This window comes from Streptomyces sp. NPDC059092 (genome assembly GCF_042756365.1).
Classification (GTDB): Bacteria; Actinomycetota; Actinomycetes; order Streptomycetales; family Streptomycetaceae; genus Streptomyces.
Window position 1 is genome coordinate 51,051 of sequence record NZ_JBHZEJ010000049.1, and the last position, 13,138, is coordinate 64,188.

The 13,138-nt window shown below is 69.5% G+C and carries 11 protein-coding genes and 2 tRNA genes; 4 read left to right on the forward strand and 9 right to left on the reverse strand.

Going from position 1 to position 13,138, the window contains the following annotated elements; genetic code table 11:
- Nucleotides 1–66 precede the first annotated feature (66 nt).
- From clpX to ACFXPL_RS25315, 5 genes are all read right to left on the reverse strand, one after another.
- The gene (gene clpX / locus ACFXPL_RS25295) at nucleotides 67–1,359 is read right to left on the reverse strand and encodes an ATP-dependent Clp protease ATP-binding subunit ClpX (RefSeq protein ID WP_384923750.1); all 1,293 of its coding nucleotides are present in this window, start codon (nucleotides 1,357–1,359) and stop codon (nucleotides 67–69) included.
- 240 nt (nucleotides 1,360–1,599) lie between these two features.
- Entirely contained in the window at nucleotides 1,600–2,274 is a 675-nt protein-coding gene (locus ACFXPL_RS25300) for an ATP-dependent Clp protease proteolytic subunit (RefSeq protein ID WP_384923769.1), read from the reverse strand.
- 56 nt (nucleotides 2,275–2,330) lie between these two features.
- The gene (locus ACFXPL_RS25305) at nucleotides 2,331–2,936 is read right to left on the reverse strand and encodes an ATP-dependent Clp protease proteolytic subunit (RefSeq protein WP_329827430.1); all 606 of its coding nucleotides are present in this window, start codon (nucleotides 2,934–2,936) and stop codon (nucleotides 2,331–2,333) included.
- Between the two features lie 386 nt (nucleotides 2,937–3,322).
- The gene (gene tig, locus ACFXPL_RS25310) at nucleotides 3,323–4,768 is read right to left on the reverse strand and encodes a trigger factor (RefSeq protein WP_384923751.1); all 1,446 of its coding nucleotides are present in this window, start codon (nucleotides 4,766–4,768) and stop codon (nucleotides 3,323–3,325) included.
- Nucleotides 4,769–4,948: 180 nt separating this feature from the next.
- Nucleotides 4,949–5,025, reverse strand: a tRNA-Pro gene (locus ACFXPL_RS25315).
- A 140-nt stretch (nucleotides 5,026–5,165) separates the two neighbouring features.
- Between ACFXPL_RS25315 and ACFXPL_RS25320 the strand changes: the two genes are divergently transcribed.
- Nucleotides 5,166–5,239, forward strand: a tRNA-Gly gene (locus tag ACFXPL_RS25320).
- Between the two features lie 182 nt (nucleotides 5,240–5,421).
- Here ACFXPL_RS25320 and ACFXPL_RS25325 read toward each other — a convergent pair.
- Nucleotides 5,422–5,616, reverse strand: coding sequence for a hypothetical protein (locus tag ACFXPL_RS25325; protein WP_329827089.1), 195 nt, complete (start codon nucleotides 5,614–5,616; stop codon nucleotides 5,422–5,424).
- A gap of 343 nt (nucleotides 5,617–5,959) precedes the next feature.
- On the opposite strand from ACFXPL_RS25325, the gene ACFXPL_RS25330 reads away from it, so the two are divergent.
- Nucleotides 5,960–7,222 (forward strand): cation:proton antiporter, encoded by a 1,263-nt coding sequence (locus tag ACFXPL_RS25330; protein ID WP_384923754.1) that lies wholly within the window; start codon nucleotides 5,960–5,962, stop codon nucleotides 7,220–7,222.
- 87 nt (nucleotides 7,223–7,309) lie between these two features.
- Here ACFXPL_RS25330 and ACFXPL_RS25335 read toward each other — a convergent pair whose 3' ends face one another.
- The gene (locus ACFXPL_RS25335) at nucleotides 7,310–8,458 is read right to left on the reverse strand and encodes a PP2C family protein-serine/threonine phosphatase (protein ID WP_384923756.1); all 1,149 of its coding nucleotides are present in this window, start codon (nucleotides 8,456–8,458) and stop codon (nucleotides 7,310–7,312) included.
- 145 nt (nucleotides 8,459–8,603) lie between these two features.
- Between ACFXPL_RS25335 and ACFXPL_RS25340 the strand changes: the two genes are divergently transcribed.
- The gene (locus ACFXPL_RS25340) at nucleotides 8,604–9,863 is read left to right on the forward strand and encodes a GNAT family N-acetyltransferase (RefSeq protein WP_384923758.1); all 1,260 of its coding nucleotides are present in this window, start codon (nucleotides 8,604–8,606) and stop codon (nucleotides 9,861–9,863) included.
- A gap of 16 nt (nucleotides 9,864–9,879) precedes the next feature.
- Here the strand turns inward: ACFXPL_RS25340 and ACFXPL_RS25345 are convergent, their stop codons facing one another.
- Nucleotides 9,880–10,785: an Fpg/Nei family DNA glycosylase gene (locus ACFXPL_RS25345; RefSeq protein ID WP_384923760.1), complete on the reverse strand. Its 906-nt coding sequence runs from the start codon at nucleotides 10,783–10,785 to the stop codon at nucleotides 9,880–9,882.
- A 135-nt stretch (nucleotides 10,786–10,920) separates the two neighbouring features.
- Entirely contained in the window at nucleotides 10,921–11,412 is a 492-nt protein-coding gene (locus ACFXPL_RS25350; protein ID WP_384923762.1) for a ribose-5-phosphate isomerase, read from the reverse strand.
- Between the two features lie 198 nt (nucleotides 11,413–11,610).
- On the opposite strand from ACFXPL_RS25350, the gene ACFXPL_RS25355 reads away from it, so the two are divergent.
- Nucleotides 11,611–13,086, forward strand: coding sequence for an amino acid permease (locus tag ACFXPL_RS25355; protein WP_384923764.1), 1,476 nt, complete (start codon nucleotides 11,611–11,613; stop codon nucleotides 13,084–13,086).
- The last annotated feature ends 52 nt before the right edge of the window (nucleotides 13,087–13,138 follow it).

Genomic DNA, 13,138 nt, shown 5'->3' on the forward strand with positions numbered 1-13,138 from the left:
GGAAGACAGGAGCGCCGGGCCAGGCCCCGTGGCGGGGCGCTCCTTCGTTCTGCCGCTGTACGGCCGCTACGCGGACTTCTCGTGGCGGCCGTCGTTCTTCACGATCCTCGGCTCACGCGGGACCAGCGTCGGGTTGACGTGGGAGTGGACCACGTCCTCCGTGATCACCACGCGGGCCACGTCCTTGCGGGACGGGACCTCGTACATCACCGACTGGAGGACTTCCTCCAGGATGGCGCGCAGGCCGCGCGCGCCGGTGCCGCGCAGGATCGCCTGGTCCGCGATGGCCTCCAGGGCCGGGCGGTCGAAGTCCAGTTCCACGCCGTCGAGTTCGAAGAGCCGCTGGTACTGCTTGACCAGGGCGTTGCGCGGCTCGACCAGGATCTGGAGGAGGGCGGCGCGGTCCAGGTTGTGGACCGAGGTGAGGACCGGGAGACGGCCGATGAACTCCGGGATCATCCCGAACTTCACCAGGTCCTCCGGCATGACCTCCTGGAACTGGTCGCTCTCCTCGATCTCGCGCTTCGAACGGATCGTCGCGCCGAAGCCGATCCCCTTGGCGCCCGCCCGCGACTCGATGATCTTCTCCAGGCCGGCGAAGGCGCCGCCCACGATGAAGAGCACGTTCGTCGTGTCGATCTGGATGAACTCCTGGTGCGGGTGCTTCCGGCCGCCCTGCGGCGGTACGGAGGCGGTGGTGCCCTCCAGGATCTTCAGCAGGGCCTGCTGGACGCCCTCGCCGGAGACATCGCGGGTGATCGACGGGTTCTCGCTCTTGCGGGCGACCTTGTCGATCTCGTCGATGTAGATGATCCCGGTCTCGGCCTTCTTGACGTCGTAGTCCGCCGCCTGGATCAGCTTGAGCAGGATGTTCTCGACGTCCTCACCGACATAGCCGGCCTCCGTCAGCGCCGTCGCGTCGGCGATGGCGAACGGGACGTTCAGCATCCGCGCCAGCGTCTGCGCGAGGAGCGTCTTGCCGGAGCCCGTCGGGCCCAGCAGCAGAATGTTGGACTTCGCCAGCTCGATCGCGTCGTCACGGCCGGACCCGCCGCCGTTCTCGCCCGCCTGGACCCGCTTGTAGTGGTTGTAGACCGCTACCGAGAGGGCCTTCTTCGCGGGCTCCTGCCCTACGACGTACCCCTCGAGGAACTCGTAGATCTCGCGCGGCTTGGGCAGTTCCTCCCACCGGACCTCGGAGGTCTCCGCGAGTTCTTCCTCGATGATCTCGTTGCAGAGGTCGATGCACTCGTCGCAGATGTACACACCGGGACCTGCGATGAGCTTCTTCACCTGCTTCTGGCTCTTCCCGCAGAACGAGCACTTGAGCAGGTCGCCACCATCACCGATGCGTGCCACGAGGTTGCTTCCCCTTCGCCTGGGAGCAGCTTGGTTCAGCGGCTCCTGTGCCTCATACCCGACGGTACCTTGCCCGGGCCCCGGTTCGGGCCCCCCTCAGGGCCTGTTCTGAGTTCTCCCGCGGCGTCGCGTGCCCTGGCACCCTCGCTCGGGAGAACTCGGAACAGGCCCAGGCGCGGTTCACACGGTCGCGGGAGTTCACCCGCGCCCGGCATGACCGCGCCAAGGTCGCCGGGTGTGTCAGGCGGCCGCTGCGGCCGTGGTCTTGCGGGTCGACACGATCTGGTCGACCAGGCCGTACGCGAGCGCGTCGTCGGCGGTCAGGATCTTGTCGCGCTCGATGTCGTCGCGAACCTTCTCGATCGGCGTCGTCGAGTGCTTGGCCAGCATGTCTTCGAGCTGGGCGCGCATCCGGAGGATCTCGTTGGCGGCGATCTCCAGGTCGGAGAGCTGCTCCCGGCCGGTCTGGCTGGACGGCTGGTGGATCAGCACGCGCGCGTTCGGCAGGGCGAGACGCTTGCCCGGGGTGCCGGCGGCGAGCAGCACGGCGGCGGCCGAGGCGGCCTGGCCCATGCAGACCGTCTGGATGTCGGGCTTCACGAACTGCATCGTGTCGTAGATGGCCGTCAGGGCCGTCATCGAGCCGCCGGGGCTGTTGATGTAGATCGAGATGTCGCGGTCCGGGTCCATCGACTCCAGGCACAGGAGCTGCGCCATGACGTCGTTGGCGGAGGCGTCGTCGATCTGCACGCCGAGGAAGATGACGCGCTCCTCGAAGAGCTTCGCGTACGGGTCGTACTCGCGCACGCCCTGCGAGGTGCGCTCCACGAAGCGCGGCACGACGTAGCGGTTGTCCACCTGCGGGCCGTTGTAGAGGCCGCTCGCGGGGAAGTTGTTCATGTGGGTGTTCACCATCCTGTGGCGTTCGGTGGGCTGGGCCGGGGTCGGGAGGGGCGTCAAGGCGTGTTGCCTCAGGCCCCGGTGCCGCCGCCGCCCGGAACGCCCGAGGCCGCGGTGATGATCTCGTCGATCAGGCCGTAGTCCTTGGCCTCCTGGACGGTGAACCAGCGGTCGCGGTCGCCGTCGCGGATGATCGTCTCTTCGGTCTGCCCGGAGTGGAAGGCGGTGATCTCGGCCATCCGCTTCTTCGTACGGAGCAGGTACTCCGCCTGGATCTTGATGTCCGAGGCGGTGCCGCCGATGCCGGCGGAGCCCTGGTGCATCAGGATGTCGGTGTTGGGGAGCGCGAAGCGCTTGCCCGCGGTGCCGCCGGTGAGCAGGAACTGCCCCATGGAGGCGGCCATGCCCATACCGATGGTGACCACGTCGTTGGGGATGTACTGCATGGTGTCGTACACGGCCATGCCGGCCGTCACGGAGCCACCGGGGCTGTTGATGTAAAGGAAGATGTCCTTGTCCGGCTCAGCGGCAAGGAGCAGCATCTGGGCCGTGATCTTGTTCGCGATGTCGTCGTCGACCTGCTGGCCGAGGAAGATGATCCGCTCTCCGAGCAGCCGGCTGTAGACCTGGTCGCCGAGGCCACCACCGAGGGACGGCTCACCGGCGGCGTAAGGCATCAGATTCGTCACGTATACACCTGCTCGTCTCTGACGGCTGCGGCCGTCTCAGCGTCTTCGTACCGGGGACGGGAGACTCCCCTGCCCTCGTATTCATGGACCCTAACGCGCTGGTCGGCGCGGGCCATCCCGCTTCCGTGGCTGTTCGCTGGGAGCGCAAGGTAGTTGAGGTTCCCGGCAGCCGCCACAGGGCCTTGTACGGGCCTGGGCGCCCCCGTGGCCCCTGTGCGCCGCTCCGGGGTGTGCGGGGGCCCACGGGGGCACCGTGGGCCGGGGAGCGGCCTGTACGGAAGCGGGGCGGGCGGCGCCGGAGGACAGCGCGGGCCCCGGGCGCGTGTCGCGTCCGGGGCCCGCTCCGTCGGTTCCGTCGGTCAGAGCGTGACCGCTCAGGCGCCGGCCTTGTCTTCCTTGCCGGCCTTCTCGTCGTCGGCCTTCTCGTCGGCGTCCGCGGCGGGCGCGGCGTCGGCGGGGGCCTCGGCCACCTCGGTGGTCTCGGCGGCGACGGCCTCGGCCGCCTCCTCCTCGTCCTCCAGGTCGACCGGGTTGCCGTTGGTGTCGGTGACCGTGGCGGCCTCGACGACGACGGCGAGCGCCTTGCCGCGGGCGACCTCGCCGACGAGCATCGGCACCTGGCCGCCTTCGACGACCGCCTGGGCGAACTGGTCGGGGGACATGCCGGAGGACTGCGCGCGCCGCATGAGGTGCTCGGTGAGCTCCTCCTGGCTGACGTTCAGCTTCTCCTTGTTGACCAGTTCGTCGAGGATGAACTGGGTCTTGATGCCCTTGACCGCCTGCTCCTCGGTCTCGGCGTCGAACTCCTCCTCGGTCTTGCCCTGGATCTCCAGGTACTTCGCGAGGTCGAGGCCCATCTGACCGAGCTGGTGGTGCTCCAGGTTGTGCTTGCGGGTGTTGATCTCCTCCGCGAGCAGCTTCTCCGGGATCGGCACCTCGGCGAGCTTCAGCAGCTCGTCGAGGACGCGCTCCTGGGCCTGGGTGGCCTGGTCGTACTGCTTGGTGCTCTCCAGGCGCTTGCGGCTGTCCGCCTTCAGCTCCTCCAGGGTGTCGAACTCGCTCGCCATCTGCGCGAACTCGTCGTCCAGCTCGGGAAGCTCACGGGCGGCGACCTGGGTCACCTTGACGGAGACCTCGGCGGCCTGGCCCTCGGCGGTGCCGCCCTTCAGCTCGGAGGTGAAGGTGGCCTCACCACCGGCCTCCAGGCCGGTCACGGCCTCGTCGATGCCGTCGAGAAGCTCTCCGGAGCCGATGGTGTACTGCACACCGCTCGCCACTCCGTCGGGCAGGATCTCGCCGTCGACCTTGGCCTCCAGGTCGATCGTCACGACGTCACCCTCGGCGGCGGCGCGCTCGACCGGGTTGGTGGACGCGAAGCGGTCGCGGAGCTGCTCGACCGACTTCTCGATGTCCTCGTCGCTCACCTCGACGGCGTCGACCGTGACCGCGATACCGGAGTAGTCCGGGATCTCGATGACCGGGCGGATGTCGACCTCGGCGGTGAAGGAGAGCAGTTCGCCGTCCTTCAGCTCCGTGATGTCGACATCGGGCTGACCGAGGACGTTGAGCTCACCCTCGTTGACCGCGTCGGTGTAGAACTTCGGGAGGGCGTCGTTGACGGCCTCCTCCAGCACAGCACCACGCCCGAACCGCTGGTCGATGATCCGGGCCGGGATCTTGCCCTTACGGAAGCCCTTCACCGTGACCTGCTGGTTGATCTTCTTGTACGCCGCGTCGAGGCTGTCCTTGAGCTCCTCGAAGGGCACCTCGACAGTGAGCCGAACCCGAGTCGGGTTCAGGGTCTCCACGGCGCTCTTCACGGTTCGGTCTCCTTGGTGGCTGATTCTGGGGTTCTGCCGGGTCCGCCGCACGCGCGGCGCGGCCCAGCGGATTCGGCCCGGTTCTTCAGAGACTCTGCAGACACACGGGCACGCAGCTTGCATAGTAACCGCAAGCGGGAACAGCCCCACAATGTGAGCGTGCGACGTGATCTCGAACGATGGTCGGGGTGGCCGGATTCGAACCGACGACCTTCCGCTCCCAAAGCGGACGCGCTACCAAGCTGCGCCACACCCCGTCGGTGCGACACGAAGGGTACATCCCCGCGGGGGCTCCGCCGTCATCTTTGACCGGCGCTTTACGGGTGTGCGGCGAACGCCCGGGACCCGCTACGATGTTGTCCGTGCCCAGGTCCGTCCGACCTGCGGCGCGCGCTGTGCGGGCGTAGCTCAATGGTAGAGCCCTAGTCTTCCAAACTAGCTACGCGGGTTCGATTCCCGTCGCCCGCTCCACAGGCCCCGGCCCGATCAGGTGCGATACGTCACCGGTCGGGCCGGCGGCGTTTCCGGGACCGTACGAACGGAAAGCCGTCCCTCCGAACGGAGAGCCGTCCGCCCGAAGCCGATCCGGCCACGGAGCCGTGCGACCGGAGAGCGGTGGGGCCGAAGACGTGTGCGACCGGAGAGCGGTGCGGTCAGAAACTGATCTGATTGATCGTGTCGGCTATCGAGTTGAGGAACCGGTTGACCGACGGCGCCATGTTGGTGGACGCGAGGAAGAAGCCGAAGAGGATCGCGACGATCGCCGGACCCGCCTTGATCGAGCCACCGCGGATGAACACCACAAGGATGATCGCCAACAGAAGCACCACAGACAGTGAGATGGCCACAACTGATCACACCCTCGGTCGGTCCGCCTAGCCCAGCCCCTGCGGGGTCGCGTACGACACCACGTACCCCGTACATCCTGCTCGGACCATCGTGCCATCAACCTTCCCGCAGGTGTGGATCGGCGCTCCCTCACTTCCGGCCAATTGATCGATAGATCCCGGTTGTTGACGGTTTCGGCGACCGGCGAACCGTCCGGCGGGGAGGCTTTGCCCCTTCTCGCGCAGGCAGACGACTCCCGTTACTCGGTAAATCGTTTGGTAAACTAATTACTGACGATTCCTTGACACAGCCTTGACCCGACGGAGGAGCGATCTCATCGGACACGCAGAGACCCTCATAGCCATGGGCGGCGCCTTCCTGGCCGCCGCCGTTCTCGCCCGGCTGGGCGGCCGCATCGGTCTGCCCACGATTCCCCTGTTCATCCTGGCCGGGATCCTCCTCGGCCCGCACACGCCCGGCATCGTGCTGGTCAAGGACCCGCACGAGCTGGAGATGCTCTCCGCCCTCGGCCTTGTCCTTCTGCTCTTCTACCTCGGTCTGGAATTCCACCTCGACGACCTCAAGGCGGGTGGCCGGAAGATGGCCCTCGCCGGCGGCGCCTATCTCCTGCTGAACGTGGGCGCCGGGCTCGGCTTCGGCTTCGCGCTCGGCTGGGGCACCTCCGAGGCGCTGGTCCTCGCCGGTGTGCTCGGGATCTCGTCGTCCGCGATCGTCACCAAGGTCCTGGTCGACATGGGCCGTATCGGCAACCCCGAGACGAAGCCCATCCTCGGCATCATCGTGGTCGAGGACATCTTCCTGGCCCTCTACCTCGCCGCGCTCCAGCCGATCCTGTCGGGCGCGGACAGCGCCGGGGCGGCGATCATGGACGGCGGGAAGGCGTTCGGCTTCCTGCTGCTGCTCGCCCTGGCCGCCCGGTTCGGGACGAAGGTCGTCGGCCGGCTCGTGGGCACCAAGGACGACGAACTCCTCGTCATCTCCTTCCTCGGCGCGGCGGTCCTGGTGGCCGGTGTCTCCGAGTGGTTCGGGGTCGCGGACGCCATCGGCGCCTTCATGGTCGGTCTGATGCTGGGCGCCACCACGTCGGGCGACCGGATCCGCGAACTGGTCCACCCGTTGAGGGACGCGTTCGGCGCGATCTTCTTCTTCGCCTTCGGTCTGTCCATCAACCCAGGTGATCTGCCGACCGTCCTGTGGCCCGTCCTCGCCGCCGTCGTCGTGACGCTGGTGATGAACGTCGCCGCGGGGGTGACCGCCGCGAAGATCTTCGGCTTCGGCGCGGGACCGGCCGCCAACATCTCCACGACCCTGCTCGCCCGCGGCGAGTTCGCGCTGATCCTCGCCACGATGGCGGCGGGAGCGGGCCTCGACAGCCGGCTCGCGCCCTTCATCGCGGGGTACGTCCTGCTCCTCGCCGTCCTCGGCCCGCTGGCCGCGGGACGTTCGCACTGGCTCGCCCGGATCCTGCCGGGCGGACGCCACGAGGGGGGCGGTGACGGGCCGGGGAACACTCCGGAGGCCGGTGGCCCATCCCCCGCGCGGGACGACCGGGACGGTCTCGGCAAGCGGGACGACAGAGGCGCGGAGGCAACCGTGACGAGCTGATCGGCGATGGCCGAGCTGTTAAGGACCCCGCGTGCTGTGACGAGCCGGTGCGCGCACCACGTCGTCGGCGAACGTCCACGCCGACTCTCAGGACAGGCCCTGGAGGCCGGGCGGGCTCGACGGAGCCTGTCCGGCCTCTCGGCAGATCAGGAGCAGTGCGCGGTCGTCGTTCACGTCCTTCGCCACCGCCTCGATGAGATGCCAGGCCGCACCCTCGAAGCCCGGGGCGACATAGCGGTCGGCCTCGCCGGTGAGGCGGTCGATGCCCTCGTCCAGGTCGCGTCCCGGCGCCTCCACCAGGCCGTCCGTGAAAAGCATCAGGACGTCGCCCGGGCGCAGGGAGCCCTTGGCCGGGTCGAACTCGGCACCGTCGTACACCCCGAGCAGCGGGCCCTCGCCCGACTTCTCCTCCCAGCGCCCGCTGCCCGCGTGGAACTGGAGCGCGGGGAGATGGCCCGCGGAGAGCAGTTCGTAGTCGCCGGATTCGAGATCGAGGACGAGATGGATCGAGGTCGCGAAGCCCTCGTCCCAGTCCTGGCGGAGCAGATAGCCGTTGGCGGCGGGGAGGAAGGCACCCGGCGGGAGCGAGCCGAGGAGGCCGCCGAAGGCGCCCGACAGCAGCAGGGCGCGCGAGCCCGCGTCCATGCCCTTGCCGGAGACGTCCGTGAGGACGACCTCCAGGGTGCGTCCGCCGTTGGTACGGGCGGCCACCACGAAGTCGCCGGAGAAGGACTGGCCGCCCGCCGGGCGGAGCGCCATCTCGTGGTGCCACCCCGTCGGCAGCCAGGGCAGCGCGCTCTGGACACGGATGCGTTCACGCAGGTCGAAGAGCATGGTCCCGCCGCGCCGCCAGGGCACCCCGACCCGCGCCCTGAACTGGGCGATCAGCAGTCCGAAGAGCCCGCAGGCCGCCACCACCAGGACCGTGCCGGGGGTGACCGTGGCCGCTCCGTCCGGATACGGGCCGAGGACCATCGACTCGACGATCAGCGCGGCCGCGGCGGCCGCGTACAGACTGAGCAGGCTCGCGGGGCGCAGCAGCAGGCCGCCCGCCACGATGGGCAGGACGAGCGCGGAGGGCGCGCACCAGACGGGTATCGCCATCGTGGTGAGGGCGATGGCCGGCACGGTGAGCATGAGCCCGACGAGCGCGATCCAGTCGGAGCCGTCGCCCCGGAAGTAGTCGACCCCGGATTTGCGCACACCGATCCGGGCCCGGTGCAGCGTCCTGCGCATCCGGGCCGCGTACGCATCCGCTCTTGCGACACCGGCCATTGTGGTGGACCCTACCGAGCCGCCCGGCCGCCGTGCAGGGGGACCCCCGTGACATTGTGTTCGAAATCGGGTCGCCTCGCCGCCCGGCGGCTGGTACTGATGGCATATGACACTGGATCTGAGGGTGCTGCGCGATTCCGAATACGACTCCTGGCACGAGGCGTTGGAACTGGCCTTCGGAGGCGTCGAGGGGGGCGTGGGCGAATCCGCTCTGCTGCGGGACCTCGCCGAGATCGACCGCTCGATCGGTGTCTGGGACGGCGACGAGTGTGTGGGCACGACCGGGGCGTACAGCTTCCGGCTCTCGGTGCCCGGCGGCGCGCAGGTGCCCACGGCGGGCGTGACGATGGTGAGCGTGGCGGCGACGCACCGGCGGCGCGGGGTCCTCACCTCGATGATGCGGCGGCAGCTCGACGACGTCAGGGCCTGGGGCGAACCGCTCGCCGTGCTGACGGCCTCGGAGCCGGCGATCTACGGGCGGTTCGGCTACGGCGTCGCGAGCCACGCGCTCTCGGCGGAGATCGACACGTCCCGGGTCCGCGTCCGAATACCCGGGCCCGGGTCCGGGGACGGGTCCGGGTCCGGGGACGACGTACGTCTCCGTCGGGTGCAGGCGGACGACCCGGCCGTACGGGAGGCGTGCGAGGCGCTGTACGCGGCGGACGTCGCGAAGCGTCCCGGGATGCCGGCCCGCGGGCCCGGCTGGGAGCGGCTGCCCGTGGTGGGCACGGGGGTGGCGCGCGACGGGGTCTCCGCGCTCCAGTGCGTGCTGGCGGAGCGGGACGGAGCGGTGGTGGGGTTCACGCTCTTCCAGAACCGCCCGGAATGGGATGTCTCGGGCCCCAAGGGCACGGTCGAGCTGCGGGATCTGCACGCGGCCGACCCGGTGGCGTACGCCGTGCTGTGGCGCTTCCTCTCCGGGATCGACCTGACGTCGACGCTGCGGGTGCGCAGCCGACCGGTGGACGACCCGTTCCAGTACCTCGTCTCCGACCTCCGGCGGTGCCGGCCGCGGGTGCGGGACGACCTGTATCTGCGGCCGGTGGAGGTGGCTCCGGCGCTGGAGGCGCGTACGTACCGGACGCCGGTGGATGTGGTGCTGGAGGTGACGGACACCTTCTGCCCCTGGAACGAGGGGCGCTGGCGGCTCAGCGGCGACAGCAAGGGCGCGACCTGCGCGCGGACCGCCGACGCGCCGGACCTGGTGCTGTCGGTGAACGATCTGGGCGCGGTGTATCTGGGTGGTACGTCGCTGACCGCGCTGGCGGGCGCGGGGCGGGTGCGGGAGATGCGGGCGGGCGCGCTGGACGAGGCGTCGGTCGCGTTCGGCTCGGATGTCGCACCGTGGCTGCCGCACGGATTCTGACGTTCCGGGGCCCGGTCTACCTGTCCTGGCAGCCGGGGCACCAGAAGAGGTTGCGGGCGGCCAGCGTCGCGGTGCGGATCTCGGTTCCGCAGAGCAGGCAGGGCATCCGCGCGCGCCGGTAGACGTAGACCTCGCCGCCGTGGTCGTCGACCCGCGGCGGACGGCCCATGGCCTCGGGGGTGTGCTCGGGGCGGACGGTGTCGATGCGGTTGTGCCGTACGCCCTCGCGCATCAGGGCGACGAGGTCCGCCCAGATCGCGTCCCACTCGCGGCGGGTGAGGTCCTTGCCGGCCCGGTACGGGTCGATGCCATGGCGGAAGAGGACCTCGGCGCGGTAGACGTTGCCGACGCCCGCGACGACCTTCTGGTCCATGAGCAGGGCGGCGACGGTCGTACGGGAGCGGGAGATCCGGGCCCATGCGTTCTCGCCGTCCCCGCCGGTGGCGCCGGTGACGTCGGGGACGGCGGGGGTGGCGGGGGCGGCGGGGGCGGTGCCAGGGGGGCCGGCGTCGTCACGCACGCGCAGCGGGTCCGGACCCAGCCGGTCGTGGACGGCCTGCTTCTCGGGGGCGGTGATCAGGGCGCAGGTGGTGGGGCCGCGCAGATCCGCGTAGTGGCCGCCGCCCTCAAGCCGCAGGCGGACGGTGTCGGCGGGCGGCGGGACCGGCGCCGTACCGAAGCCGAGTTTGCCGAAGAGCCCGAGGTGGACATGGACCCAGCCGGTCGCCCCGGTGGCGCCGGCCTCCCCGAACCCGAGGAAGAGGTGTTTGCCGTGCGCGTCGACGCCGGTCAGCACCTGGCCGTCGAGGAGGGCGGCGCTGTCGGAGAACTTCCCCTGCGGGCTGGAGACCCGTACCGGCCGACCGCCGAAGCGGGCGAGATGGTCCTCGGCGAGGCGGTGGATCGTATGCCCCTCGGGCACTCTGTCTCCTCGGTACGGCGCGCGGTGACGGCGCGCGGACATGACCGTGCCGCCGGGACGGGCCCCGGCGGCACGGGTGGAACCAGGGCCTCGCGTCCGGATCCTGCTGGGCTCGCCGGATCCGGACGGAAGACCCTAGCTGTCCTGCTGGGGGTGGTGGGCCGGGACCGGCGGCAGCTCGTGGGTGGTCTCGTACTCCGTGAGCATCGCGATCCGGCGTGCGTGGCGCTCGGCGCCGGAGTACGGGGTGGCGAGGAAGACCTCGATGAACTTGGTCACCTCGTCCTGGGTGTGCATCCGGCCGCCGACGGAGATGACGTTGGCGTCGTTGTGCTCACGGCCGAGCGCGGCCGTCTCCTCGCTCCAGGCGAGGACGGCCCGGACGTCCTTGACCTTGTTCGCGGCGATCTGCTCGCCGTTGCCGGAGCCGCCGATCACGATGCCGAGGCTGTCGCCGTCCGCGGCCGTGCGCTCCGCGGCGCGCAGGCAGAACGGCGGGTAGTCGTCCTGGGCGTCGTATATGTGGGGGCCGCAGTCCACCGGGTCGTGGCCCTGGGCGGTGAGCCATTCCACGAGGTGGTTCTTGAGTTCGAAGCCGGCATGGTCGGAACCGAGGTACACGCGCATGGTGCGAAGTGTGGCACGGGCGGCGGGGCCCGCGCATGGGCGGGTCGCGGATGGGTAGCGGTGTTCCAGATCAACGCTCCATTACGGAGCACCGCTCCCGGGTAAAGATACGGAATTGCCACTTCCGTCGGCGTCCGGGCGAACGCTTAAATGCGGGAACTCGTCATTCGAGTGACAAGCAGACGTAAGGATTCTCGCATGACCTCCCTGCCGTCCCCCACGAAGGAAGGCGGAAAGCCCAGCGAGCCTGGGAATCCGAACTCCTCCGACGGCCTGCAAGCCGGCCTCAAGAACCGCCACCTGTCCATGATCGCGATCGGTGGCGTCATCGGCGCCGGCCTGTTCGTCGGTTCCGCCTCCGGCATCGCCGCCGCTGGACCGGCCATTCTGCTGTCGTACGCCCTGGTCGGCGCGATGGTCGTGCTCGTCATGCGGATGCTCGGCGAGATGGCCGCGGCGCGGCCCAGCTCGGGCTCCTTCTCCGCCTACGCGGACCAGGCCCTGGGCCGGTGGGCCGGGTTCTCGATCGGGTGGCTGTACTGGTTCTTCTGGGTGGTGGTGCTGGCGGTCGAGGCGACGGCGGGCGCCCAGATCCTGGAGGGCTGGATCCCGGCCGTTCCCCAGTGGGCGTGGGCCCTGATCGTGATGCTCGTCCTGACCGGGACGAATCTGGTGTCGGTCTCGTCGTTCGGTGAATTCGAGTTCTGGTTCGCCGGAATCAAGGTGGTGGCGATCACCGGGTTCGTCGTCGTCGGGCTGCTGGCCGTCTTCGGGCTGCTGCCGGGCTCGGACAACCCGGGCGCCGGCATCGGGCACCTCACGGACGCGGGCGGCTTCTTCCCCAAGGGACCCGGCGCGATCCTCACCGGGGTGCTGATGGTCGTGTTCTCCTTCATGGGCAGCGAGATCGTCACGCTCGCCGCGGGTGAGTCCTCGAACCCGCAGCGCGCCGTCGCCAAGGCCACCAACAGCGTGATCTGGCGGATCGCCGTCTTCTACCTGGGCTCGGTCTTCGTCGTACTGACGCTGCTGCCCTGGAACGACAAGTCGATCACCAAGGACGGCTCGTACGTCGCGGCGCTCAACTCGATCGGGATCCCGCACGCCGGTCAGGTCATGAACGTCATCGTGCTGACGGCCGTGCTCTCCTGTCTGAACTCCGGTCTGTACACGGCGTCCCGGATGGCGTTCTCGCTAGGCCGGCGCGGGGACGCGCCCTCGTCGTTCGCGCGGACGAACACGCGCGGCGTGCCGCAGGCGGCGATCCTGTCGTCCGTGGCCTTCGGCTTCGTCGCGGTCTTCTTCAACTACCAGTGGCCCGACACGGTCTTCGCGTTCCTGCTGAACTCGTCGGGCGCGGTGGCCCTCTTCGTCTGGCTGGTGATCTGTTTCACGCAGTTGCGGATGCGCGGGATCATCCTGCGGGAGACCCCGGAGAAGCTGGTCGTACGGATGTGGCTCTTCCCGTATCTGACCTGGGCGACGATCGCGATGATCTCGTTCGTGCTGGTCTACATGCTCACCGACGAGGCGGCGCGGGAGCAGGTGCTGCTGTCGCTGCTGGTGGCGGCGATCGTGGTGGCGATCGCGCTGGTGCGCGAGGCGCGGAAGCGGCGGCTCGGCAAGGAAGCGTCGGCCGAGACGGTTCCGGCCGAAAGCCCGGTCAAGACCTGAGTACAGGCTGAGGACATGAGTGAGGCTCTTCGATCCGCGCACGTGTGCGCGG